Raw genomic sequence first — 24,467 nt, forward strand, 5'->3', positions numbered from 1 at the left:
TCAGCTTTCCCTAAATTCGGTCCGGGCCAAGCCGTTATCGAGATTGATTGTGGTGCGCAGGCGCATGCGTTCCGGCGTCGGCGTCATGATCAGCACAGCGTCTATCTCGATCTTCAGGCCCACACTTTTGTCACCAAGGGTCACCGTTACCTTTGTTGCGCTTTCCTTGAGACGTGGCTCGAACGTGGCAAGGATGGAACGGATCTCGCGCGCCAGGGTTTCGCGATCAAAGTCGCGGGACGAACGGCCCGAGAAGGAGGGCACGCCGTAATTGACCACACTTCGACGCACTTCCGGAAAATCGGCAAGCGACGGCGGATTGTCCGCGGACTGTTCGTTTTCAAGATCTGAAAGAAGCGGAACGGCTTCGAAGCGCTCGGTATTGAAGAGAGCTTCGATGTCACGTCGCACGGCCTCCCTGAGGACGCGGGCCGATACGACCACGCCGCGGCTTTCGATCTCCGCGCGGTGTTGGGTTTGAAAGATCAGGCGGTGCAGACGCCGCTTCTGATCGGATGTGAGCTCGGCGTCGGCGTCGATGATCCGCGTGGTACTTGCGATGAGGATGTCCAGCCGGTCCGCGCCAAGCTCGTCGAGCAAGACCTGGCGCAGCCCGTCTATTTCCGAGGCCACGCCCGGCAGGTCATTGACGAGGCGGTCCCAAAGAGAGGGCTGGACCGCTTCGCGTTTCGCTCGCGAACTGCCGGTAACCTGCAGCTTGTCCGCGCCGGGCCGCCGGGCCTCACTTGCCGACATAGACATCCATTTCGATTTCGTCATCCTTGTCATAGACGAACTTGATCTTCTTGTAGGCGAAGCTGACCTCCTCCTGGATCAGGTCTTCCTCGTCCTCGGCCTGCGACATGTCGTACTCCATGATCGAGGCGTCAGTCAGGGTAACGACAAGGTAGTCGCTGGTTTCCCCATCGATGGTCCGGCGTGCGGAGAACACAACTTCGTCCAGCGCCTTGTTGTCGAATAGCGCCTTCTTCAGATAGGGCGACGACTTGTCATAGTGCTTGGTGAACTTGATCATGCCGAGGGACACACGACCGCGGCGTGAGAGCGAATTCGGATCGTATGGCGCGACAATCTTGTAATCGACCCCATGGACTTCGATTTCATCTTCGTGGCCGTCTCGAACGCTTGGCCCTTTGATGTCCGGAACCTTTAGAAAGCCGTCGATTTTCACTGATGTTGGCATTGTCTTTCTCCAGCGCTTTCAAACAAAACAGATGATGTTGCTGCAAATTAAGACTTTACGGACGGTAGTTCCGACACCAGCCGGAGCGACGCGTTGATGCCCTCCAGTTGGTAATGCGGGCGCAGATAGAAGCGAGCATTGTAGTAGCCCGGCCGCCCCTCCACGCTGTCCACCTGGACCTCAGCGGCAGCGAGCGGGCGCTTGGCGCGCGCCTTGTCGTCGGCAAAGGCCGGGTTGGCCAGCACGTATCGGTTGATCCACTCGGTCAACCAGATCTGCATGTCCGACCGCTCCTTGAACGACCCTATCTTGTCGCGCGCAATGGCCTTGAGGTAATGCGCAAAGCGCGAAACCGGGAACAGATAGGGCAGGTTGGCGCTTAGCCGCTCGTTTGACTGTGCGTCTGGATCGACCAGCCGCCCGGCACGTGTCTCGTCGTCCTGCAACGAATGCGCGCCGATGAACGCCGCGAGATCCGTATTTTTCCGGTGCAGGATGGGCATCAGGCCGAGCTTGGCGAGCTCCGCCTCGCGCCGGTCGTCGATGGCGACCTCCGTCGGGCATTTCATCGCGATCGATCCGTCATCGGTCGGGAAGCTGTGCACCGGCAGGTTGAGCACCGTGCCGCCGTTCTCGACGCCGCGGATCTGCGTGCCCCAGCCGTAGAGCTTATGGCTGCGGTTGATGTTGACGCCCATCGGGAAGGCGGCATTCATCCAGACATATTTGTTGTGATCGCCCTCCACCTCCTCCTCGAAGGTGAAGCCCTTCACCGGAACGGTGTCGGTGCCGTAGGGCAGCCGGGCCAGCACGCGCGGCATGGTGAGGCCGATATAGCGCGCGTCCTCGCTCTCGCGCAGCGATTGCCACGAGGCATAGGCCGGGTTCGATACGATCATCTGCAGGTCCTGCGGGTTCGGCAGTTCCTGCCAGCTGTCCATGCGGAACAGGCGCGGCGAAGCGGCGGCAATGAACGGCGTATGCGCGGAGGCGCAGACACCCGACATATTGCGCAGCAGGCCGACGTCGCGCGGATGGTTCGAGAATTCGTAGGCGCCGACCAGGCAGCCGATCGGCTCGCCGCCCAGCATCGAATACTCGTCCGTGTAGACCTTCTTGAAGATCGGGCTTTGATCCCACATCTGGCCTTCATAGTCTTCCAGCGTGTCGGCGAGCTGCTCTTTGGAAATGTTCATCACCCGGATCTTCAGTTTCTGATCCGTTTCGGTGTTGTTGACGAGATACCACAGGCCGCGCCATGTACCTTCCATTTCACGCACTTCCGGCGCGTGCAGGATCTCGTTGACCTGCGTCGTCAGCATCTTGTCGATGCCTGCGATCAGCGACTTGATCGACTTGATCGCGTTGGACGAGATGGTCGTGGTGTCGGAACGGGACTGCGCCGCCAGCGCGAGATTGCGGACGAGTTGCTGCAGCTTCTCGCTGTCGTCCTTCTTGACCTTGAAATCCTTCTCGAGGAGCCCGCTGAATTCTCCGAGGTCGATGGCTTCCGCCTCGGCGGTGACGGCTGCGGTCTTTTGCTGTTCGGCCATGACTTACTCCTCAACCTTGTCTTCGTCAGACAATGCCTGGTTGGCGATCTTGCCGAGCAGCGGCTCGTTGTTCAGAAGTTGCGCGATGCGCTTTTCGGCGTCGACACGGCCATCCATGAAGCCAAGCAGTTCCTCGAGCTGACGACGCATCTTGAGGATTTCGGCCAATTGCGGAACCTGCTCGGCAATCTTGTCCGGGGCGAAATCGCCCATCTTGGTGAAGGTGAGATCAAGGGCCAGTTCCTCGTCGCGCTCGGCACCCTCTGCCTGCGGCAGCGTGTTCTTCACCCGCGCCTTCACCCGGGGCCCAAGCGCCTCCATGAACTTCGGAAAGCGGTTCGCGTCGGTCTCGACAAAGGAGCGGTCCAGTACCGACTTCATCGCTTCCCTGGTCTGTGAAGCGCCGGAAAGGTCGGCCATCACGCCCATGACGAACGGCAATTCGATCGTCGTCGGGCTGCCGTAGGTTTCCACGTCATAGGCGATCTGCACGCGCGGTGCGCGATTCCGTTCGATGACCTTCGCTTTACTTTCGGCTGCCATGGCTCGTTACCTTTCATCCTTCTGGGCCGTCTTCTTTGCATCGGGAACGCCGGCAAGAAGCCGGAATTCCTTCAGCCCCGACGGGGCGAGATCTTCCATCAGTTCAACAAAATCCATATGCACCATGCGGCGCACGCGGCGGGCGAGGTGCGGGATCGGGCTCGACGGTTCGGTGCGGTCGTAGAAGGCGACGACGAGGTCGAGGCATTTGACGACGTCGTCGCGCGAAGAAATCCGATCAGGGAGCCCGGTGCTCGGTTCCGCGTAACTTGCCATACTTGCCATAGGATCCGCTCCGTGACCGTTCCGAGCAGGCATTTCCGGATCTGCTGTCGTGGGGGCCGGCTTCGCCGCGCCGTTCGTCGCAGCCTCGATTACCGAATTCCGTTCGAGGGTCGACAGCAAGCGCTGCAGAAACCGTTTCAATTCCGGGACAGCGGCGCCGCCGCCCTCTAGACTAGCGTTGAGAGCCGTCTCGACCGCATCAAGAGCCGTGATCGCCGCTTGGGCGTCGGCGATGAGCGCCATCATCTCCGCATTGGCTTGATCGGCCTGTGCCGCGCATCCACTATGCACCCGGTTCAGAAGTTGACCATGCGCGCTGACCAGCGTTGCCTTTTCGGCCGCATTCAATCCTGAAGCCGCTTCCAGAAGCATGACACGTTCGTCGAGCGCACCTTGTTCCAGATCGTGACCGCTGATCGGTCCGATAGTGCGCGGGGAAAAGAACGTCATTCGCCGCAAGTCCGCCAGCAGCCCGTCCTGGCCATTCTGGAGGTCGAGCAGGGCGTTGATACGACGCAAGGCGGCGTCACGTGGTGAAGCATTGGGCCGCAGGGCCGGATGCATGGTTTCCCAATGCTGATCCAAGGTCCGCGCAATAAGGATCAGACCATGCGCGAGCCCGGCGAGCCCCTGCTCATTGGCCAGCGCGCGTGTGACAATGACAAGCAGGCGCAAATCCCGGCCACGCGCACGCAATTCCTCCGCCTTGTCGAGGATGGCAGGCCAGTCGACCGGAATGGTGCTCTCCGCCGAGGGCTTGTTGTGCCCGCCGTGGACGACCTTGACCTGGGGCTCGGTGAGACGCTCCAGCTCATGAAAGGCTGGATCGTTGCGCAAATCCTCCCCTGACGGATTTTCACCGTCCAGCAGATTCAGCCAGAGTGCGAGATCAATCACACCAACCCCCAGCAAGCGGCCCCTGAGACCCATGCGTAACCAACGTTATCACACTGCGTCACTTTACCACAATTTAGTTGCTGCTCAAACTTAATGGGAGCTTGCAAGCCAGGCCCCGGAGTCCGAAATCGGTGGCGCAGTTATCGAACCGTTTATGTCAATGCATCGCAAAGAAGTGGGCATTCCATGGCTGTTTGTAGCCGATGGCGTGGGTGTTGCTGGGACGGAAGAAGTCCACTGAATCGAACACCCAGTCGCCCCGTCGATAACGCGCTTTGTCAAGTTGCTGCTTATGTGGCAGTTTATTGACTGGCAGATCGCAGGAGCAAGTTCGATGGAACAGCGCCGGTCGTCGCAGAGCGTCAAGCGCAAGGAACTGGTCGACAAGCTGAACTTGACGGGTAAGCGGGCCTTCGCCTCAGCTGCCGCAGCAGCGAAGCTTCGCGGCAACCCTTACGTCGAGCTCGTCCACTTCATCGAACAACTGGTGCTTTCCGACCGTTGCGACGTTCAACTGATAATTGCCGACGTCGGCGTCGATATGGGCCGCCTAGCCAGCGATATGACCCGCGCCGTCGACAAGCTGCCTTATGGCGCCACTTCGATCGAGGAATTTTCGGATCATATCTTTCACGCCATCCAGGAAGCCTGGAGTCTGGCGACGCTTGAGTTCCGCGTGAAGGAAGTGCGCAGTGCGCATGTTCTGCTCGCCTGCCTGAAGACGCCGGTGCTGGAAGGGCTGCTGTCAAAGATCAGCGGCGAGTTCGACAGGATCGATGCCGACGCGGTCATCGCGCGTTTCGCCGAGGTGACTGGCGGATCGCTTGAGGCCGGCTCCCCCGCGGCAGCTCCCGCCGCCGAAACACCGCGGCGGGCTCCGGGCGGGGATTCGGCGCTGGCGAAGTATGCGACCGACCTGACCCAGCGCGCCCGCGACGGCAAGATCGATCCGGTCGTCGGGCGCGATCCGGAGATCAGGCAGATCGTCGATATCCTGATGCGACGCCGGCAAAACAACCCGATCCTGACCGGCGAGGCCGGGGTTGGCAAAACCGCGGTGGTCGAGGGCTTTGCCTTGCGCATCGCCGAGGGCGACGTGCCGCCGACACTGCAGGGCGTCAGCGTGCGCATGCTCGATGTTGGCTTGATGCAGGCGGGCGCGAGCGTAAAGGGTGAATTCGAAAAAAGGCTGAAGGCGGTCATTGATGAGGTTCAATCCTCAGAAACGCCAGTCATCCTCTTCATTGACGAAGCTCACACCCTGATCGGCGCCGGCGGCGCCGCTGGAACCGGTGACGCGGCCAATCTGCTGAAACCGGCGCTGGCGCGCGGTGAGCTTCGCACGATCGCCGCAACGACCTGGGCCGAATACAAGCAGCACATCGAGAAAGACCCTGCGCTGACTCGCCGTTTCCAGGTGGTCAAGATCGATGAGCCGTCGGAAGCGGTGGCTGTTCTCATGCTGCGCGGTGTGGCCGGTGTCCTCGAGCAGCACCACAAGGTGCAGATACTCGATGAGGCGATCGAGGCGGCGGTCAGCCTGTCCCACCGCTACATCTCGGCGCGGCAACTGCCGGACAAGGCCGTGAGCCTTCTCGACACCGCCTGCGCCCGTGTCGCCATTTCGCAGCATGCCACCCCTGCCGAGGTGGAGGATATCATGCGCCGCCGCCAGGCGCTGGAGGTCGAGCGCGGCATCATTGGCCGCGAGGCAGCGATTGGTATCGAGGTGACCGACCGGCAGGCTCGGGTCGACGTCGGGCTTGCCGAAACCGAAGGCACGCTTGCCGCTGCGCAGGAACGTTGGGATCGGGAAAAGGCGCTGGTTGGCGAGATACTCGAATTGCGCGCCAGGCTGCGCGGCGAGGGTGTGCCGCTCGATGCAGTGGAGAGCCCGGAGGCGGTCGTCGAAACAGCAGGCGCCGATGCGCCTGAGATCGAAACGCCTGAAACCGATGAGGGTGCAACGGCCACTGCCGGTCCTTCTCCACCCGATCCGGCTGCTGACCTCGCGCGGCTGCGGGAACTGATGGCCGAACTGGCCGAAGCGCAGGGTGAGACGCCGCTGATCCTGCCGTCAGTCGACCGCAACGCCGTGGCTGCCGTGGTCCAGGACTGGACTGGGATTCCCACTGGCAGGATGCTGTCGAGCCAGACCGAAAAGGCGCTGCGGCTCGCCGTGACCTTGGCCGAGCGCGTGGTCGGTCAAGATCACGCCATGGAAATGATTGCCAAGCGCGTGCAGACCAGCCGCGCCGGGCTCGGTGCGCCCGAAAAACCAGTGGGGGTCTTTCTGCTCTGCGGTCCATCTGGCGTGGGCAAGACCGAGACCGCGCTGGCCCTGGCCGAGACGCTCTACGGCGGCGAGCAGAACCTCATCTCGATCAATATGTCCGAGTTCCAAGAGGCGCATACGGTCTCTACCTTGAAGGGCGCGCCGCCCGGATATGTCGGCTACGGCAAGGGCGGCATCCTGACCGAGGCGGTCCGGCGAAAGCCCTATTCGGTGATCCTGCTCGACGAGGTCGAAAAGGCGCATCCGGACGTGCACGAGATTTTCTTCCAGGTTTTCGACAAGGGGATGATGGACGACAGCGAGGGCCGACGGATCGATTTCAAAAACACACTGATCCTGCTTACTTCGAATGTCGGCTCCGAAGTCATCATGGACCGGACCAAAAGCGGCACGGTGCGGGCGGGGCTCGACGATCTGGACACAGCGTTACGCTCGCCGCTGTTGAAGGTTTTCCCCGCGGCTTTCCTTGGCCGGGTGGTAACCATCCCCTACTACCCGCTCTCGGACACGATGATCGAAGCGATCACCCGCCATCAGTTCGCCAAGATCGCCCACCGGTTGCGTGCAAGCAACGATGCCGAGTTGGTGATCGGTGACGGTGTCATGGATCTCGTCAAGGCCCGCTGCACCGAGATCGAATCCGGCGGGCGAATGATCGACGCCATTTTGACAAACACGCTTCTGCCGGAACTGAGCCGCGGGGTGCTGAACCGGTCGCTCGATGGCGAAAAAATGACGAAGGTGACTGTCGGAGCCTCCGAAGGAGGTTTCACCTATTCCTTCGAATAGGTCAGGAGCAATTCTGTCGCTCTAGCCCCAGCGTTTCGGTCGGAGAAACAGCTTTGTTACCGGCCACCCCGGGAACAAATCGTCAGCCTATCAATTGACGCAGAGAAGCTGCTTGGAGCAGATGAATGGGCATTTTTTCCGATCTCGACAAAAAGCTGACGGACAATCTTTACGCGCACGGTAACGACCTCATCGATCCTGCTGCGGATCTTCCCGAGAAGATCGAGGAGCGGGTCGAACTCTTGATGCCGTTCGTTCAGCCCGAGGCTCGTGAGTTGGTCCGGTCGCAAATCCTTGGCCTCATTCACGAGTACAGGAATGAGGATCCAGCGCCCTCGAACTAGGCGAGGATCGCGTTAATTGCGAACCTAGCAGGTCCTGTTCGGAATGGAGTACCGTCGTCATCCGTCTTGGTCTATTGCATGGGGCGCAGGCTGTGTTCCGTCGCTGGTCCGGCCGGTCTGGTCGACCCATAGCCAAACGATGAAGAGTACCGCCACTACGATCACGCCCAAGGCGATAAGACGAGGCATGGGCATTTTCCTTTCCGTACCGAGCAGCCGGTCAAGATTTCGGCTTGCCGTTAGCTCCGGGAATTGGCGTCGCCCGTGCAGGATCGGAGCCGGCTCCAACGGTCGGGTCGGGAACGACCGGACCACGTTCTGCTTCGGAACCCTCTGCCTCGATCTCTTGCACGGCCTGATCCCAATGCTCGCGCTCCCGCCCTTGCGGCCGGCCTTCACGCTCCCAGATTTCATGGGCTCGCCGCCTGATACGCTCTTCCCTGTCCACGATAGACCTCCTGGTGCTGTCCTAATCCCGCTATCGATGGTTTGTTCCGCGCTCTCGGACAGTAGAATGAACAATATGCCTCCAGCACCCGAGATCGGAATCCCATGAGAGTCCTTGTTGTTGGCGCCACCGGCCTGATCGGCGCTTCGGTCTGCGCCCGCATCGTTTCCGAAGGACATGAGGTGGTCGGCGTCGTCCGTACCCCTCGGGCAAATGAGGCCCGCAATTGCCAGACATTGGTGCTGGACGTGGCGACCGCGCTCCGCCCTGAAGATTGGTTGCCGCATCTGGCCGGCATCGATGCCATCGTGAACTGTGCCGGCGTTTTGCAGGACAGCCCTCGCGAAAAAACGGGGCAAGTTCATCGCGATGCGGCGGCGGCTCTTTTTCTCGCCTGCGCGCGGGCCGGCGTTGCCAAGGTGATCCACTTCTCGGCAATGGGTGTGGATCGGGCACAGCCGTCGTCATTCTCGGCGACGAAATATGCCGGCGATCAGGCCCTGATGGCACTTGATCTGGACTGGATAATCCTTCGCCCTTCCGTGGTGCTTGGCCAGCCTGTGTTTGGGGCCAGTGCGTTGTTTCGCGGTCTGGCCTCGCTGCCGGTTCTGCCGTCAATGCCCGATACCGGCCGGCTACAGGTCGTGCAGCTCGAGGATGTGGTCTCGACGGTCCTCTTCTTTCTCAATCCCAGCAGTCGGTCTCGTATGGCGCTGGAACTTGCAGGTCCCCAACAGCTGACCATGGACGAGATTGTCGGCACTTTCCGCCGCTGGCTCGGCTGGGCTCCTGCAGCCAGATTTGTCTTGCCGGGATGGGTTGCGCGGCTTCTATACCGCCTCGGCGATCTTGCCGCGATGCTCGGCTGGCGACCTCCAATGCGCACCAATGCCGCCAGGGAGATCACACGAGGGGCGCTCGGAGATCCCTCGGACTGGATTTCCTTGACCGGCATACAGCCACAGAGCTTGGCGCAATTCCTCGCGCTCAATCCGGCAACAGTGCAGGAAAAATGGTTTGCCGGGCTTTATTTTACCAAGCCTGCGATCTTTGTCGTCCTGCCCTTCTTCTGGATCATGACGGGGATTGTGTCGCTGACCACTGGCTTCGGCAACGGCATCAGCCTCATGCAAAGCACAGGGGCTGGTATGTTGTCGGTGCCAACCGTGGTCGCCGGCGCTCTCGCCGACATCGTCGTCGGCGCACTCATAGCCTGGCGGCCAACGGCGCGAAAAGGCATCTACGCTGGTATTGCGCTCTCGCTGTTCTATCTGATCGTGGGCACTTTCCTGCGCCCGGACCTGTGGAACGAACCGCTTGGGCCATTCCTGAAGGTCTTGCCGATCATCGTCCTTCATTTTGTTGCCCTGGCGATCCTGGAGGAGCGCTGATGCTCTATTTCGTGCTGAAGTACCTGCATGTCATCGGAGCCAGCGTGCTGCTTGGCACCGGCGCCGGCATCGCCTTCTTCATGCTTCTCGCCCACAGGACCGGCAACACCGCAACAATAGCGGCAGTGGCGCGCATTGTGGTGATCGCCGATTTTCTCTTCACGGCGACCGCCGTCGTGGCGCAGCCGATCACCGGCGTCGCGCTCGCCTGGCTGGCGGGTTACTCGCTCTCCGAAGGCTGGATCGTGCTTTCCATCGCGCTCTACATCCTCACCGGTGTGTTCTGGCTGCCGGTGGTATGGATGCAGATGGAGATGGGCAATCTGGCGTCCGAAGCCGCCAAAGCAGGGGACCCGCTGCCGGCCCGGTATATCAGGCTTTTCTGGCTGTGGTTCGCCTTTGGCTTTCCCGCCTTTGCTGCCGTTCTCGGGATTTTCTGGCTGATGATCGCGCGACCGACGATCGAGTGGTAACGCCTTGCCGCGGCACATGTCGCGCAGCTTTCGATTTTCGGCGCTGGAACTTCTTTCCCATGAGTCCGTTCGGCGCGGATGGATCAATCCGTGCGAAAACGCCGACATTCAGCCTCATCCGTGACTGACGCGGATGTTCTCATCGTTGGCGGCGGACCTGCCGGACTGGCGGCCGCGATCTATCTCGGCAGGTTCCGCCATCGGGTCGTCGTGGTGGACGCGAATGAGGCGCGCGCCATGCTGATTGCGGAAAGCCGCAACTGTCCGGGATTTCCGGAAGGCATCAGCGGCGCCGATCTTCTGCACCGGCTTCGTGCGCAGGCCGACAAATACGGAGCGACACTGGTGCAGGGTCAGGTGTCGTCGATCGAGCCGACCGTAGGCGGGTTTGGCGCCGAGACAAACACAGGGCGGATCGTCGCCCGCAAGATATTCCTGGCGACGGGTATCGTCGACCTTGTGCCTGCAATTCCGGGTCTGCGCGAGGCCATCGCCGGAGGCAGCGTACGCCTATGCCCGGTTTGCGACGGCTACGAGGTGATCGATCACCGGATCGCTGTCATCGGAGAGGAGGCGAAGGCACTGCGAGAGGCCATGTTCCTCAAGCAGTATACGCAGCACGTCACAATGCTCGCTCGCTACCTTCCCGATTTTTCCGTCAGCACACGGCGCGTGGCGATGGAAGAACACATTGCCATTTGCGATGCGTTCGAAAGGTTTGTTCCTGCCGACAGCGGCTACGACGCCCTCCTCGAGGATGGCGAGGTGCGCCATTTTGACGTCATCTATCCGGCGATGGGATGCCAAGTGCGTTCCGAACTCGCGCTGGCAATGGGCGTCAAATGCTGCGACGACGGCTACGTCGTCGTCGACAAGCATCAGCGGACCTCGGTCGAGGGGGTGTATGCCATCGGCGACCTCGTCAAGGCCCTGAACCAGATCGCAGTGGCTTTCGGCCAGGCTGCGATAGCCGCGACCGATGCTCACAATGATTTTGCCCTCGGGTACGAATAAAGGGGCACAGATGTATGGTAGGCGGATTATAGGTCGAACGGGATGGCGCCAGCTAGTGTCATGTTGCTGGGTTCCCTAGCCCTTCCACCAGCGTGCTCAATGCCGCATCCAAGGGGGCCGATCCCACCTTCTCGGGCACCAGGAGCCCATCGATCGCAAGCATGGTCATGCCGTGGATGAGCCCCCAGCCGGCTGCCGCCTGACCTTCTATAGGCCGCTTGCGAATGCTCCCCGCGGCCTGGCCGCGTCGGAGGATTTCGAGGAGAATATCGAATACCGCCAGCGCCCGCTCATTGAGATGCATTCCCACCGCTTTCCCCTCGTCCGCGCTAAACATCAGGCGGTAGAGAGCGGGGTTGTCCGTTCCGAACGCGACGTAGGCACGAGCTATCGGAGCAATTTCGTCGCGCAGGGTTTTGGCCGCCTTTGGCGTCGCAGCCGCTAGGGACGCGCGCAACCGGTCGAACCCAATCATGGCGATCTCCGCAAGCAGCGCCGCCTTATCGGGGAAGTGCTTGTAGGGTGCCGCGTGGCTTACGCCAGCCCGGCGGGCGACTTCCCGCAGCGTGAACTGCCAGCCTTTCTCCTCCCGAAGCATATCCAACGCCGTCTCGATAACCGCACGACGGAGATCACCGTGGTGATAGGGGCGGTTGGGTGCATCCTGCATGGTACCTCAAAGTTTCTTGTGAATACATTGTTGACAGTGGCTACTTAAGGGGCTATGTCGAGGGCGTAAGTTTCTCCTGTCTACATCGGAGTGGACCATGAACGCAATCGCAAAAATTGCCGACGCTGATCGGCTGGGCAGTCTCCTCGCGGCCCAGCGCGCTGCCTTCCTGCATGACGGAGCGCCTTCGCTGGCGCAGCGACGCGCTGATCTGGCCAAGTTCAGGGCCTCGATAATCGGGCACCGCAAAGCGATCGAAGATGCCATCAATACCGATTTCGGGCATCGCTCGAGGCACGAAACGGCGATCATGGAGGTTGCAGCGGTCGCCGAGGGCACGAAGTATCTGATCCGCAATCTCCGCAAATTCATGGCGCCGACCCGCCGCCACGTTGCTCTGCACATGCGGATCGGCAACGCCCGCATCGAATATCAGCCGCTTGGCGTCGTCGGCGTGATGTCGCCGTGGAACTATCCGGTGAACCTCGCGCTGATGCCGGTCGTAACGGCCATCGCCGCCGGAAACCGCGTGATGCTGAAACCTTCGGAGTTTACACCGGTCACCAATTCGCTGCTCGCGAAGATGCTGGCCGAGGTCTTCCCCGAGGACCAGTTCGCGATCGTGACCGGCGATGCGGCCGCGGGGGCGGCATTCTCTGCCTTGCCGTTCGACCATCTCGTCTTCACGGGCAGCACCGCGGTGGGGCGGTCGGTGATGAAGGCCGCTAGCGAGAACCTTGTACCGGTCACCCTTGAACTGGGCGGCAAATCACCGGTCATCGTCGCCAAAGGTCACTCCCTTGACCAGGCGGCGGCGTCCATTGCTTTCGGTAAGCTGCTCAACGCCGGTCAAACGTGCATCGCCCCCGATTACGCACTCGTCCACGAAAACGACGTCGACTCGTTTGTCGGGGCGTATGATCGGAAAGTGGCGTCCTTCTATGCGGACGGGCCGAGGAGTGAACACTATACTTCCATCATCAACGAGCGGCATTATGCCCGGCTCCAGGGCCTGATCGACGATGCCCGTTCCAAAGGAGCGCGGATCATCGAGGTCGGCAATCGGCCCGGTGAGGCGTCTATGCGCGCCAACACGCTGCCGCCAACCGTCGTCCTCGGCGTCACAGAAGACATGCGCATCGCTCATGAGGAGATCTTCGGCCCGATCCTGCCGATTTTTCGCTACCGCGAGGTTGAAGAAGCGATCGCCTATGTGAACGCCCGGCCCCGGCCGCTCGCGCTCTACTACTTCGGCGCCGATGACGAAGACCGACGCAAGGTGCTGAGCCGAACGATCTCCGGCAACGTCACTATCAACGGGACGATCATGCACATCGCCCAGGATGACTTGCCCTTCGGCGGCGTCGGGGCCAGCGGCATGGGCGCTTACCACGGCGTCGAGGGTTTCCGTACCCTCAGCCATGCCAAGGGGATCTATGAGCAGGGTCGCTGGAACCTCTCCAACCTGCTCCACGCCCCGTTCAGACAGCCGATCGATACCATCCTCAACGTGATGCTCCGGTGATCGGCATGCCGTCATCAAATCCAGCTCAGGAGCATCAGCACATGACCACTGACACGTCGTTGCCGCTACGCGGCTCCTGCGAATGCGGCGCCTGCTCGTTCGAGGTGCATACTGCGCCAAAGGGCAGATTCCGGTGCCACTGTCTGATCTGCCAGGCGTTCAACGGCAAACCGTTCGCGGATGTGGTCGCCGTTCGTGGCAAGGATGTCGTGCTGAAAAACGCCGGCAACATCTCATTCAAGAAATACCGCCCGCCGCCGAACTTCAATCGCGGGGTCTGCCGGACCTGCGGCAAGCCGGTTGTGGAGGTTGCCGGCTTCGGGCCGTTCAAAGTGATGTTCATCCCGGCCAGCAATTTCGAGCCCGAGGCCCGGCTGCCGCCGGTTCGGATCGACATATTCTATCATCGTCGCGTGCTGGACATGCCCGATAGCGTGCCCAAATACAGCGGCTATCTCGCCAGCGAGTTGGCGGTCGGGAAAATGATTATGAGTGGCGTGTGAAGCGCCGAGTCGATTTATTTGAGTGCCATCCATGTGATGGCCTCGGCGCTGTTCGAGGGCCGATAAGCTCTGGAAACGTGCCTCGTTAGCGCAGCATGGCCGCTATCACAAAGACCGCGGCCGCTACGAGAACGACTGCGGCAATCACCAACAGTGGCCAGCTCCTGCGAGGCTGAAGATCAGGCTTGCTTTCTACCGGCCGCATTGCGTCGGCGAAGCTGGCTTCATTCGTGAACTCTGGCTGTCGACGAGAACGAGCCTCGGCGACAGGATTTGGCACATCTGCCGCTTCGGCGTCGGTCTCTTCAGGTGCGGCGGCAGGGTCGAACCCCGGGGTTTTATCCTGCGTCGCCCCGGCCTGGATATCGCCTCTCGCCTTAGCAGGCGTCTGATCTGGTTGTGCGGCCATCACGGGTCTCCCTGGCAACCAAACTTCGATCTGCCTCAGCGGTTCCAGTCTGCGCCCGATTTGTTGAACTCACACCTGATTTGCTGAACACATTTGGCGGTGATCCTGGCCTCTCCGGAACGGAGGACGCTTTTGACAGTTGTGTTGGATCATTGCCTGGTGAGTTGGCCATGCCGTCTGCCCTCGAGCAACTGGCTCAATCCGTGAAAGAGCGACGAGCGATCTTGTTCGTTGGGGCGGGAGTATCGATGAGCGTCGGCCTGCCATCCTGGGAGAAGCTCATCGAACATATGGTGGATGAACTCGGCCTCGACCGCGACACGGTCGACACGCCTGAATCCAGCTACCAGGCGCTTGCCGAATATTACCGGCTAAAGCATGGCAGTCTCGGCCGCTTGCGCAGCTGGATGGATCGCGAATGGAGCGTCTCGCGGGACAAAGTGAAGGGTTCGGCGATCCACAAGCTGATCGTGGCGCTCGATTTCCCGATCATCTACACCACCAATTATGATCGGAATCTTGAGGTGGCGTTCGAAATCCACGACCGCCCGTTCGTAAAAGTGGCCAATGCCAAGGACGTCGCCAAGGCGAGCGACGAGGTGACCCAGATCATCAAATACCACGGCGATTTCGACGACGACGCATCGCTGGTTCTGGCGGAGTCCGAGTATTTCGAGCGGCTGTCGTTCGATTCCCCGCTGGATGTAAAATTTCGCGCTGACGCGCTGGGGCGCACTATCCTGTTCATCGGTTACAGCATGTCGGATATGAACATCCGTCTGTTGCTGTATCGGCTCTGGGAAACCTGGCGCCGGTCTGGTTATGAGAAGAGCCGTCCGAAATCGTTCGTCTTCATGCCGCAACCGAGCGTCGTCCAGGAAGCGGTCCTCGGACGCTGGGGCATCGACATGCTGACCGAGGAGGCCGATCGGCCGGAGGATGCCCTGGTGGCATTCCTGAGCAAGCTCAAGGACGGGATAGACCAGATTTAGCGTATGCGCGGGCAATTCTGAGAGGCGATGTGATGCACCGCGCTTGAAGCCGAATGGTTGATGGCAAGTTCGGAATGCTCACTCTATTCGGCCCGGCCGGGAACATTGTCGATCGCTGCGGCGTTCATAGCCGGGAAGGGACGCTGTTTGCGGAGGCCTATGATGGGCCACTTCGATATGATCGATCTCGTTTCCGTCATCGACGCCTGCATGACCGGCCGCGCCGCAGGGCGACTGGTGTCGATGGCCAAAGCCGTGGAAGAGTTGCGGGTGCTGACCGGTGATTTCATCTCGCCGGACGAAACCGTGGCCAATGCCCTGTCGCCGGTGGCGCTGGAGCGCGGCTGCGCGGTCCTGTTCGACGAGCAGCCGGGCGCCGACATCCTGCACACGCCATGGCAAGAGGCCTGACTGGCGAGACGCCTGAGCGTTGCCGCGCCAGCGGGCGCGGCATCCGTTTGACGGCACGGTGCCGCGCGCGTCGCATATGGCGTCCGTCTGGAGCGCTAGCGGCGGTTGGAACCGGACCGTCGCAGGAATGTTTAACCGCCATGCATGAGGCAATCGGAGAGACGCTATGACTGAAAACGAGACCCGTTATGAACATGGCGCAACCAAGTACCCGGCCAAGAAAGATGCGGACGCGTCGGATCAATTCTCCCAGGAGGCGGCCGGCAACAAGAAACCTGCCGGCGGGATGGGCCTGACACGGTCAAGGGACGAGGTGGAGGACAAAACCCATCAGTCCGAAGGGAAAAATCCGCCCGGACAGTCCACCCCCAGTGCCTCGACAGAAAAGACGTCCGGCGCCGGGCCATCGATCGCCGAGCGTTCCAAGGATGCCAAGGCTCCGAAGAGCGGCCGCCAGCCAGGCGCCTACGTCAAGGACTGACCGGCCAGGGAACCTGCAGTCAGCCCATCATCGTCTTCAGCGGCTCCTGAGCGAGGTTCGCCTCGATCTCCTTGCGGCCCGGCGTTTGCCGCAGCGCTGTGCGCATGTTCTTGCGATATTCGTCCGGCATGCGCGGCGGTAGCATAGGTTCATACGCGTCGACGACCGCCTCTATGATCACCGGACCTTCCGCGGCAAAGGCGGCGTCAAGAACCCCATCGACGTCCTCAGGCCGGGTGACGCTGTAGCCGATGCCTCCCATAGCTTCGGCGGCCATGGCGAAGTCGATTGGCTGGAGCTCGCAGGCAAATTGCGGGTTGCCGAGGAACATCATTTGCTCCCAGGCGATCTGGTTGAGCATGTTGTTCTTGATCACCAGAAGCTTGAGCGGAATCTTGTAACGCACGGCGGTGGAAAATTCGCCAAGCTGCATCGCCAGTCCGCCATCGCCCACCACCGCGAAAACCGGCCGGCCCGGGAAGGCAATCCCGCCGGCAATCGCATATGGCAGCCCGCAGGCCATCGATGCCAGCGAGCCGGAGACGGCGAAATCCTGTCCAGCCTTGATATCGATATGACGGGCGGCAAGTTCTGTATTCTGACCGGAATCGGTAGCGAGGATGGCGTTGGCCGGCATTCGGTCGCCGAATGCCCTGACGACGCGCTGCGGCTTGAGCGGCACGTCGTCCCTGCTTTCCGCCTCGGCCATCATCTTGCGCCAGCGCTGTAAGTTCTGCTGCGCGCTTTCGAGAAAGGATCTGTCCTGCTTTGGCTTCAGCCTTTCGTTGAGCAATTGCAGCGTGATGGCCGCATCACCGACGAGACCGGCCTCGACGGGATGGCGAAGGCCGATGCGCTGCGCATTGCGGTCGATCTGCACGCCACGTGCCTTGCCAGGCTTGGGGTAGTATTCGATGTAGGGGAAGGTCGAGCCGACTATCAGCAGCGCCTCGCATTGCTCCATGATCTCCTGCGAGGTCAGCGAGCCCAATATTCCTATTCCGCCCATGACGTGCGGGTGATCGTCCGGCAGGACGGCTTTGCCGAGCAAAGCCTTGGCAACGGGTGCGGCAAGGAGTTCCGCCGTCCTCTCGAGCTCGGCCTTTGCATTGAGCGCGCCGCGCCCGGCGAGTATCGCCACCTTTGAGGCCGTGTTGAGGATGTCCGCTGCAAGAGCGAGCTGGGCTTCGTCGGGTCGCTTGTCCCCTTCGAACCACCGTTCGGGCGTATGTTTTGGAAGGTTGCGGAGCGAGCGCTTTGCCGACGTCTGCTCCTGCACGTCGCTGGCTATCGAAAGATGGGAAACGCCGCGTCCCGCAAGCGCGGAACGACAGGCGAGGCCGGCAACGTTTTCCATATGCGCTGCGTCGGTCACCTGAGTGTTGAAGATGGCGACGTCGTTGAAAACGCGGGTGAGATCGACATCCTGCTGCGTGAACGTCTCGATCAGGTCGTGGAATTGCATGCCGGTTATGGCAAGGACGGGCGCCTGGTCGAGCTTTGCATCGTAGAGACCGGTGAGCAGGTGCGTGCCTCCTGGCCCAGAGGTGGCGAGGCAGACACCGAGCTTGCCGGTCCACTTGGCATAGGCTGTCGCCATGAAAGCCGCGGATTCCTCGTGCCGCACCTGTACGAAGCGGATCTTGTCCTGCCTTGTGCGCAGCGCCTCCATAATGCCGTTTATGCCGTCCCCCGGCAGGCCGAAGATCACGCGCACGTCCCAGGCGATCAATGTGTCGACAAGGATCTCGGCAGTGTTGGGCATGGTTGCCTCCTGTGTTTGGTATGCTTTTGTCCTGGGCCTGCGGCTTTACGCTCTCGCTGCGGCGTCGGGCGTCAGACGTGGATATTGGCGATCAGTGCCGAACGACGGAGATGTCTTGTTGTTCCATCGGAACGACAGCCGTTGCGAGCCGGGCAGCTGAAGCGGATCGGAAGTTGCCCGGCGAGACCAAGTCGCGCCGTCAACGGCTACTCGCAGACTGTGAGGGATGGCGCCGAAACAAAAAACCCGCCTCGGCGGCGGGTCGCTGGCGCAAATCAGCACCATGGCCAAATTACTAGCATAACTGCCGTCACAAAGCAACGAACCGCGAGCTCGCAACGCAGGCAATCGCTTCGGTTTTGGCCCGTTCCTCATCTTATCCTTGGCCGAATCTTATCCTTGGCCGAGTGCACGTTCTCTGCTTGCGCCTGTCGAGCGTCGTCCGCAGCGAACATCGTGCCATTTCACAGAACCCAGGAACGGTTATGGCGCCTTCTCGGTTGTGAGGGAAAGGAGATGGTCCATGTTTGAGAACAGCATGTGGTTGCTCGTCGTTGCAGGCGGGCCCCTGATACTGGCAATCCTGCTCGCCTACGCACTCGTCACGCGACGCCGCCGCGGTCCCGCAGAACGTAGGGAGAGCAAGCAGGCGACCGAGCGCTTGTACCGCGAGGAGGAAGACTGACGGACCATGGCAGGTGCGGATAAGCAACTGGAGCCGATATGCAATGGACAGTTTTATTTGACCGCCATTTCGGAACGATCCCGCCACCCTGCCATTATCGCCATAAGGACAGGCTCGGATTATGGCGGCCTCCGATTGGTCCGCTTCGGCAAAGACCGTGGCGCCTGTAATCACCAGGAAAGCGACGATTGCCGCCAGCGATCTGGGCATCAAAACGAACGCAAGGCACTTTGGAGGAACCAATGGCTGGACGCAGAACCCATGAGCAGCAATTGCGCATCATTGAAAAGCGGGAGAACACGAAGGGCGCCGACAAGGATTTCGACGCAGAGGCGGATCTGAAGCGATCGCCAGAAGAACGTGAAGCGTTGCGCAAGGGATCGGAAATCAGGCCCGACACACCCGATCTTGTCGATCCTGACGACCGCAACATCCTTCGCGGAAGAAATCAGGAGAGCGTTCATCACAAGAACCGCCCCGACGACTGAGTCCCGAGGACTGACCCCCGACGGCTAGCCACTGCGTCGTCTCACACGAATTGGAGAAAGCCCATGGCAAAAGGTAGCAAGAAGCACATCGGAGTGGGTTCGCAGGGGAAGGGTTCTGGTACAGGTGCCATGACCACGACCCCCAAGGATAAGATCGAGGAAAACCAAGTCCTGTCCAACCGGGACAAGGCCCAGCACACAAAGGAACGCGGTCTGGATTCCAAGCAGGTCGCGACTGAGCAGCGCCAGGATCACGCTGCCAATCGTTTGCGGGACTGACGGCTGACCCGCCGTGTGGCGCGGTCGTCTGCCCTCCAGGGGAGGGCACGGTAACCGTGCGGTTCAGGCCCATTCGCCACTGAAAAGCGGCTCTAGCGGATGGCGAGATTTGGCCATTTTGAGTTCGCGCAGCATCTCTGAATGGCGCTCGTCCTCCTTCTCGACGTCGAGCTCGACATTGTATGCCTTTTCCGGATCGGTTCGCGCGCCGACAAGTATGAATTCGGCGCCCTGCACGTCGAGCAGCGTTATGTCCTCGCGAGCGAATCTGCGGCCGCGGAATTCCCGCTGAAGCCTGTCTGGATAGTCCGGCTCCTGAGCCTGTCCCAATCCAAAACCGGGAGGGCTGGGCTTTTCGGGATTCTTCACCGAAAGCGCGAAGCTTGCCTGCGGTGCGATCTTGAAGGCGCGTTGCACCTCGGATGGTCGCTCTGGAAGCTCGAGTGCGTAGCTGAGATGCAATTGTCCATTGAGCAGCGCGACAAGATAACGGCCTTCGCCCGCCGGGCGTGCTGCGGGCAGGCGCTGGCGGCCGCGCGTCTTGGTGTCATACCTCTCTTCGCGAAGGTCCTTTTCCAACGCGGCGGCGGAACCTGCAATCGCGCCGACGAAACCCCAGTTACGCTCGTGCTCATGCGCATCCGGCAGCCGCTTGCGCCCGACAACGAGAAGCCGCACCTTCGTCGCGTGCTCCGGCCGCAGCATGACGAAGAAGCGCTGCACGTCGGAAAGACTTTCTGGATCGGTTTGGCCCACCCTGGGCCGGTAGAGAAAGAAAATATCGCCGCGCTCGACGATCTCCATCTGTTGTCGGTCCTTGCTGGCCATGGCGTGCTCCTTCGGCTGGTGGCGATGAGCTAGGGCTGGCGTCGCAGAAATGCGGCTAAACAAACGGTTAGAGCGGGATGCCCGGTCCAGCTAAGGCATCCCGCTCTAACCGGCTGATCGCATCGACGATTTCCTCTCGAACTGCTCTGCCTGCTGCAGCAGCCGGACCACCTCCACGTCCGTGGTCTGCGCGAAATCCTCATAGTACTGGCTCACGGCGCCGAACGGCTCGGGCGTGGCGAGACAGACCACTTCGTCGACATCGGCATTTATCAGATCCAGCGTGTCCTGGGGTGCTACCGGAACGGCCAAGACAACATGCGCGGCGCGATCCTTCCTTAGCGCCTTGAGCGCCACTCGGACCGTTCCTCCGGTCGCTATGCCGTCATCGACAACGATGACTGTCCGGCCCAGCACCGAAGCCGCGGGCCTGCTGCCGAGATAGAGCTTTCTGCGGCGCTCGATTTCAAGCAGTTGCCGTTGTTTCTCCGCCTCGACGTATTCGTCTGACGGCTGGATCAGAGCCATCGCCTCCTCGTTGAGGACGAGCTGCGGATTCTCCCCGTCGACGACCGCGCCGATGCCATATTCGGAATGGCCCGGCGCGCCGATCTTGCGCACAAGCAGCACGTCGAGCCGGGCACGGAGTGCCTTCGCCACTTCGAAGCCAACCGGCACTCCGCCGCGCGGCAGCGCCAGCACCAGCGGATCGCTTGCCGCAAACCCGGTCAAAGCGGCGGCAAGCTGGCGCCCCGCATCCGTTCGATCCCTGAATTTTGGCGCGTCGAAGATCATTGTCTTCACCTTTCCAAGGACGGGACCTGGGATCAGTGCAGAGCTCGTGTCTAGATGTTCGCGGTCTGCTGCGTCTTGTCGAAAACATCCGGGCCGGTTGCACTCATCATCCTCGCCCAAAATTCACCTTGCTGGCGAAACGGCGATCGGAGGCAATTGTTTCGTCTCACCTTGGTAAAAATTGCCGCGGCCGTCGTGAAGCCGCGTCTATCGGGCCCTTTGCATCTGCGGGATTTCGGCAACTTGTCGAAATCGGCCATTCTCCACCACATGGAGCGCCGTGACGGCGGCCAGGTTGTCGCCTTTTTTGTCCCACTGCACGGGATCGCCATACGCAATGCCTTTGAAGCGTAGCTTTCGCATCGCAGTCAGAACGTCGCGCCGGCTCGGATTTCCTTTGGATTCAGCGATCGCGTTTTTGATTGCGGCGATCAGCACGCGGGCTGAATCGTAGGAATTCACGGCATAGTTGCCGATCGGTCCAAACCGCGCGGCATAGCGCGCGGCGAAATCGCTTGAACCAGCGACCCTACCCACTTCGGGCGTGGCGGACAGCACGAGAACGCCTTCACCCAATGTCGCCGTTTCGCCCGCAGGCTCAAGGAAATTCACCGCGTCCCAACAGCCGTCACCGCTCGCAAAAAGCTGATGGAGACCCGCGCGCCGCATCGCTCGCAGAATGAAAGCACCCTCGAAACTCCCGCCGTAGAACAACAGATCGAAATCGGCCCGCAGGGATGCGACCAGCGGGTCAAAATCGCGACTGCCTTCGCGAACCGTTCGCCGCTCGGCGATGCGGCCTCCGAGCGACAGAAATGCCCGCGAAAAAGCGATGCCCATGCTGTGGCCGTACATGGTTTCGGTTTCGGCCAGGACGGCGCGGCGCTTGCCCAAGACGTCGTAGAGATGACGGGCAATGGCTGCTCCGGTCTGGTCGTCCCGGTTGGTGAAGCGAAAGACATTCGGAAGAGAGCGCTCGGTGAGCGCCGTGTCGGAAGCGATCGGCGTGATCATCGGGAGGTCGTGGGCGGCATAGATCTCCGCTGCAGCGATGGTGACATTGCTGTTGTAGTGACCAACGACGCCAAGCAGATCCGGCTGGTTGCAAAAGTCGTCCGCGACTTGCCGCCCGGTCTCGACCTTTCCCTGATCGTCCGCACTCTCAACCATGATGGGAAGGCCTGCAATGCCGCCGTCCGCGTTCTGCTCCTCGACCGCGAGCTCGATCGCCTGCTTCATCTCGGCGCCGAGCGCTGCCGCGTTTCCCGACAATGGGGCGCCGATTGCGATCCGGATCGCTTCCGACATTGAAATGGTCCTTGCTGAGGCCGAGCTGTTTGTCTGTTCCGAACTGCGCTTGCGCTCATCGGTTCCGTCTCGAGCCGGAAAAATGATGGATTCTTGCTGGCGAGTCTTGGGCGCGCGAAAAAAACGCTGCTGGAACAATCGATCGCCCTGGCGCGTTCGACTGTTTTACACCTGCCCCGGGGGTCCTTGATGGCGCCACGTCCTTTTTGGAAAGGCTATCTGAAGCTTTCGCTGGTGACCTGTCCGGTCGCGATGACGCCCGCAACCACCGAGAGCGAAAAGGTCCGGTTCCACACGCTCAATCGCAAGAGCGGGCATCGGGTCGTCAGCCAATATGTCGACGCCGTTAGCGGCAAGCCCGTTGCTGAAGACGACGAGGTGAAGGGGTATCAGCGCGGTGAGGACGAATACGTGCTGCTCGAGGACGATGAGATCGACGCGGTCGGGCTGGAGAGCACGCGCACCATCGACATCGATATGTTCGTCAATGCCGACAGCATCGGCTGGATTTGGTACGACAAGCCCCATTATCTCACTCCTGACGACCCGGTCGGAGAGGAGGCATTCTCGGTCATTCGCGACGCCATGCAGTCGACAGGGACAGTCGGAATATCGCGACTGGTCATGTATCGCCGCGAGCGCGCCGTCATGCTTGAACCACGAGGCAAGGGCATCGTGCTGTGGACACTGCGCTATGGCGACGAGGTTCGCGATCCCGAGGACTATTTTGGCAAGATCAGCGAAGCCAAACCCGACTCGAAAATGATGGATTTGGTCTCGACCCTGATCGATGAGCGAACCAAGCAGTGGGATCCCGCCATGACCGGAGATCCCGTCCAGGCGCGGCTGCTGGAGATCATTGCCTCGAAGAAGAAGGGCAAGAAGCGCCCGGCCAAAGCCAAGGCCGAGCAACCGCCGCCCAGCAACGTGATCAACATCATGGATGCGCTGCGCAAGAGCATCGGCTCGGAGGCCGGAAAGCGAAAATAGGCGTCTGAGAGGAGGCTGGGTCGGGGACAAAGGCAGCACGATGAAGGTCATCCCCCGCAATCCTTCTTTCGACAGCACCCGCCGATGACCCGCGGTTTCCCCCTGCCGCTCGATACGCCTCCGATGGAAGCCAAGGCGGCTGATGCGATTCCCGAAGGAGAGGGATGGCAATACGAGCGCAAATGGGACGGTTTTCGCTGCCTGGCATTCCGGCAGGATGACGCCGTGGAGTTGCGCGCGAAGTCAGGCAAGCCGCTCGGACGCTATTTTCCCGAACTAGTCGCGACATTGAAGGAACTGCCGTCGCGCCGTTTTGTCGTCGACGGTGAAATCGTCATCTCGGTCGACGGCAAGCCATCGTTCGACGCCCTCCAGATGCGGCTTCATCCCGCCGAGAGCAGGATCCGCAAGCTGTCTGCGGAAACCCCGGCGCACATCGTCCTGTTCGATATGCTCTGCGACGAGCACGGAACCGTCTGGTTGGCGCGGACCCTGAAAAAACGGCGAGCGATCCTTGAGGCTTTCGTCGCTTCGGCAAACCGCAGGAACATCGTGCTTTCGCACTGTACGCGCGATGTGAAAGAAGCCCGCTCCTGGCTAGGGGCTGCCGGACATGGGGCGACAGACGGCGTGGTCGCCAAGCGGCTGGACGGTCCGTACCAACCGGGGGTGCGCGCGATGGTGAAGGTAAAGCGGTTGCGGTCGGCCGATTGCGTGGTCGGCGGCTTTCGTTATCTCAGCAACAGCCGGCAGGTCGGCTCTCTGCTGCTGGGTCTGTACAACGAGGCCGGCAAGCTCGATCACGTCGGCTTCACCTCGACCATCGCCAAGGACGACAGGGCCGAACTTACCCGCAAACTCGAAGCCATGCGCGAGCCACCCGGCTTCACCGGAAAGGCGCCGGGCGGGCCGAGCCGCTGGAGCACCGAGCGCAGCGGCGAATGGGAGCCGGTCCGGCCCGAATTGGTGGTCGAAGTACGCTTCGATCATGTCACCGGCGACCGTTTCCGGCACGGCACCAAGTTCCTGCGCTGGCGGCCGGACAAGGCTCCGGAGCAATGCACGTTTGAGCAGATCGCCTGAGTCCCTGCGGCGCGTGCT

Annotated in this window: 27 protein-coding genes; 15 read left to right on the plus strand and 12 right to left on the minus strand. The window is 61.1% G+C overall.

Annotation, left to right across the window (positions count from 1 at the left end; all coding sequences use genetic code 11):
• Genes tssE through tssA form a run of 5 tightly spaced genes read right to left on the minus strand, consistent with a single transcriptional unit; the run spans window position 1 to window position 4,482 of the window.
• The gene (gene tssE / locus EOC93_RS01970; protein WP_095486430.1) at window positions 1-756 is read right to left on the minus strand and encodes a type VI secretion system baseplate subunit TssE; all 756 of its coding nucleotides are present in this window, start codon (window positions 754-756) and stop codon (window positions 1-3) included.
• The gene (locus EOC93_RS01975; RefSeq protein WP_127203713.1) at window positions 743-1,204 is read right to left on the minus strand and encodes an Hcp family type VI secretion system effector; all 462 of its coding nucleotides are present in this window, start codon (window positions 1,202-1,204) and stop codon (window positions 743-745) included. The genes tssE and EOC93_RS01975 overlap by 14 nt, the downstream gene beginning before the upstream one ends.
• 47 nt (window positions 1,205-1,251) lie before the next feature.
• The gene (gene tssC, locus EOC93_RS01980; protein ID WP_095486432.1) at window positions 1,252-2,757 is read right to left on the minus strand and encodes a type VI secretion system contractile sheath large subunit; all 1,506 of its coding nucleotides are present in this window, start codon (window positions 2,755-2,757) and stop codon (window positions 1,252-1,254) included.
• A gap of 3 nt (window positions 2,758-2,760) precedes the next feature.
• Entirely contained in the window at window positions 2,761-3,300 is a 540-nt protein-coding gene (gene tssB / locus EOC93_RS01985) for a type VI secretion system contractile sheath small subunit (protein WP_127203714.1), read from the minus strand.
• A gap of 6 nt (window positions 3,301-3,306) precedes the next feature.
• On the minus strand, window positions 3,307-4,482 hold the full coding sequence (gene tssA, locus EOC93_RS01990) for a type VI secretion system protein TssA (protein WP_127203715.1): 1,176 nt from the start codon (window positions 4,480-4,482) through the stop codon (window positions 3,307-3,309).
• Window positions 4,483-4,816: 334 nt separating this feature from the next.
• On the opposite strand from tssA, the gene tssH reads away from it, so the two are divergent.
• Entirely contained in the window at window positions 4,817-7,567 is a 2,751-nt protein-coding gene (gene tssH, locus EOC93_RS01995; protein ID WP_127203716.1) for a type VI secretion system ATPase TssH, read from the plus strand.
• A 125-nt stretch (window positions 7,568-7,692) separates the two neighbouring features.
• Entirely contained in the window at window positions 7,693-7,911 is a 219-nt protein-coding gene (locus tag EOC93_RS02000; RefSeq protein WP_095486434.1) for a hypothetical protein, read from the plus strand.
• 220 nt (window positions 7,912-8,131) lie between these two features.
• On the opposite strand, the gene EOC93_RS02005 is transcribed toward EOC93_RS02000, so the two are convergent.
• A complete protein-coding gene (locus EOC93_RS02005; protein ID WP_245329926.1) occupies window positions 8,132-8,359 on the minus strand; it encodes a DUF2934 domain-containing protein in 228 nt (75 codons plus the stop codon).
• A gap of 104 nt (window positions 8,360-8,463) precedes the next feature.
• On the opposite strand from EOC93_RS02005, the gene EOC93_RS02010 reads away from it, so the two are divergent.
• From EOC93_RS02010 to EOC93_RS02020, 3 genes are all read left to right on the plus strand, one after another.
• Window positions 8,464-9,750: an SDR family oxidoreductase gene (locus tag EOC93_RS02010; RefSeq protein WP_095486436.1), complete on the plus strand. Its 1,287-nt coding sequence runs from the start codon at window positions 8,464-8,466 to the stop codon at window positions 9,748-9,750.
• On the plus strand, window positions 9,750-10,223 hold the full coding sequence (locus EOC93_RS02015; RefSeq protein ID WP_095486437.1) for a DUF2269 family protein: 474 nt from the start codon (window positions 9,750-9,752) through the stop codon (window positions 10,221-10,223). Before EOC93_RS02010 ends, EOC93_RS02015 begins: the two co-directional genes overlap by 1 nt.
• A gap of 120 nt (window positions 10,224-10,343) precedes the next feature.
• Window positions 10,344-11,237, plus strand: a complete 894-nt coding sequence (locus EOC93_RS02020; protein WP_245329927.1) for an NAD(P)/FAD-dependent oxidoreductase — start codon at window positions 10,344-10,346, stop codon at window positions 11,235-11,237.
• A gap of 58 nt (window positions 11,238-11,295) precedes the next feature.
• Here the strand turns inward: EOC93_RS02020 and EOC93_RS02025 are convergent, their stop codons facing one another.
• On the minus strand, window positions 11,296-11,907 hold the full coding sequence (locus tag EOC93_RS02025; protein WP_095486439.1) for a TetR/AcrR family transcriptional regulator: 612 nt from the start codon (window positions 11,905-11,907) through the stop codon (window positions 11,296-11,298).
• A 97-nt stretch (window positions 11,908-12,004) separates the two neighbouring features.
• On the opposite strand from EOC93_RS02025, the gene EOC93_RS02030 reads away from it, so the two are divergent.
• On the plus strand, window positions 12,005-13,432 hold the full coding sequence (locus EOC93_RS02030; RefSeq protein WP_127203717.1) for a coniferyl aldehyde dehydrogenase: 1,428 nt from the start codon (window positions 12,005-12,007) through the stop codon (window positions 13,430-13,432).
• Window positions 13,433-13,437: 5 nt separating this feature from the next.
• Complete coding sequence (locus EOC93_RS02035; RefSeq protein WP_245458251.1) at window positions 13,438-13,935, plus strand: GFA family protein; 498 nt, start codon at window positions 13,438-13,440, stop codon at window positions 13,933-13,935.
• 85 nt (window positions 13,936-14,020) lie between these two features.
• Here EOC93_RS02035 and EOC93_RS02040 read toward each other — a convergent pair whose 3' ends face one another.
• Window positions 14,021-14,344 carry a hypothetical protein gene (locus tag EOC93_RS02040; protein ID WP_127203718.1) on the minus strand — a complete coding sequence of 108 codons (324 nt, stop codon included), beginning with the start codon at window positions 14,342-14,344 and terminating at the stop codon, window positions 14,021-14,023.
• A gap of 248 nt (window positions 14,345-14,592) precedes the next feature.
• Here EOC93_RS02040 and EOC93_RS02045 point away from each other — a divergent pair, with 248 nt between their 5' ends.
• The 3 genes from EOC93_RS02045 to EOC93_RS02055 all read left to right on the plus strand — a co-directional run bounded on the left by EOC93_RS02045 (window position 14,593) and on the right by EOC93_RS02055 (window position 16,228).
• Window positions 14,593-15,336, plus strand: coding sequence for an SIR2 family protein (locus tag EOC93_RS02045; protein ID WP_342587106.1), 744 nt, complete (start codon window positions 14,593-14,595; stop codon window positions 15,334-15,336).
• A gap of 162 nt (window positions 15,337-15,498) precedes the next feature.
• Entirely contained in the window at window positions 15,499-15,747 is a 249-nt protein-coding gene (locus tag EOC93_RS02050; protein ID WP_095486616.1) for a hypothetical protein, read from the plus strand.
• Window positions 15,748-15,913: 166 nt separating this feature from the next.
• Window positions 15,914-16,228, plus strand: coding sequence for a hypothetical protein (locus EOC93_RS02055; RefSeq protein WP_095486444.1), 315 nt, complete (start codon window positions 15,914-15,916; stop codon window positions 16,226-16,228).
• 19 nt (window positions 16,229-16,247) lie between these two features.
• Here EOC93_RS02055 and EOC93_RS02060 read toward each other — a convergent pair whose 3' ends face one another.
• On the minus strand, window positions 16,248-17,993 hold the full coding sequence (locus tag EOC93_RS02060) for a thiamine pyrophosphate-dependent enzyme (RefSeq protein WP_095486445.1): 1,746 nt from the start codon (window positions 17,991-17,993) through the stop codon (window positions 16,248-16,250).
• A 523-nt stretch (window positions 17,994-18,516) separates the two neighbouring features.
• Between EOC93_RS02060 and EOC93_RS33955 the strand changes: the two genes are divergently transcribed.
• The 3 genes from EOC93_RS33955 to EOC93_RS02070 all read left to right on the plus strand — a co-directional run bounded on the left by EOC93_RS33955 (window position 18,517) and on the right by EOC93_RS02070 (window position 19,445).
• On the plus strand, window positions 18,517-18,678 hold the full coding sequence (locus tag EOC93_RS33955) for a hypothetical protein (RefSeq protein WP_095486446.1): 162 nt from the start codon (window positions 18,517-18,519) through the stop codon (window positions 18,676-18,678).
• A gap of 242 nt (window positions 18,679-18,920) precedes the next feature.
• Complete coding sequence (locus EOC93_RS02065; RefSeq protein WP_095486447.1) at window positions 18,921-19,166, plus strand: hypothetical protein; 246 nt, start codon at window positions 18,921-18,923, stop codon at window positions 19,164-19,166.
• A 63-nt stretch (window positions 19,167-19,229) separates the two neighbouring features.
• Window positions 19,230-19,445: a hypothetical protein gene (locus tag EOC93_RS02070; protein ID WP_095486448.1), complete on the plus strand. Its 216-nt coding sequence runs from the start codon at window positions 19,230-19,232 to the stop codon at window positions 19,443-19,445.
• Between the two features lie 63 nt (window positions 19,446-19,508).
• On the opposite strand, the gene EOC93_RS02075 is transcribed toward EOC93_RS02070, so the two are convergent.
• The 3 genes from EOC93_RS02075 to EOC93_RS02085 form a co-directional block, all read right to left on the minus strand.
• Entirely contained in the window at window positions 19,509-20,273 is a 765-nt protein-coding gene (locus EOC93_RS02075) for a hypothetical protein (RefSeq protein ID WP_127203719.1), read from the minus strand.
• A gap of 105 nt (window positions 20,274-20,378) precedes the next feature.
• On the minus strand, window positions 20,379-21,068 hold the full coding sequence (locus tag EOC93_RS02080; RefSeq protein WP_095486450.1) for a phosphoribosyltransferase: 690 nt from the start codon (window positions 21,066-21,068) through the stop codon (window positions 20,379-20,381).
• Window positions 21,069-21,275: 207 nt separating this feature from the next.
• A complete protein-coding gene (locus tag EOC93_RS02085) occupies window positions 21,276-22,376 on the minus strand; it encodes a branched-chain amino acid ABC transporter substrate-binding protein (RefSeq protein ID WP_126102993.1) in 1,101 nt (366 codons plus the stop codon).
• Between the two features lie 189 nt (window positions 22,377-22,565).
• On the opposite strand from EOC93_RS02085, the gene EOC93_RS02090 reads away from it, so the two are divergent.
• Together EOC93_RS02090 and EOC93_RS02095 are read left to right on the plus strand one after the other, a co-directional pair.
• Complete coding sequence (locus EOC93_RS02090; protein WP_126102992.1) at window positions 22,566-23,366, plus strand: Ku protein; 801 nt, start codon at window positions 22,566-22,568, stop codon at window positions 23,364-23,366.
• 84 nt (window positions 23,367-23,450) lie between these two features.
• Entirely contained in the window at window positions 23,451-24,449 is a 999-nt protein-coding gene (locus EOC93_RS02095) for an ATP-dependent DNA ligase (RefSeq protein WP_126102991.1), read from the plus strand.
• Window positions 24,450-24,467: the final 18 nt, after the last annotated feature.

This window comes from Mesorhizobium sp. M6A.T.Ce.TU.002.03.1.1 (assembly GCF_003997275.1).
GTDB classification, from domain to species: domain Bacteria; phylum Pseudomonadota; class Alphaproteobacteria; order Rhizobiales; family Rhizobiaceae; genus Mesorhizobium; species Mesorhizobium mediterraneum.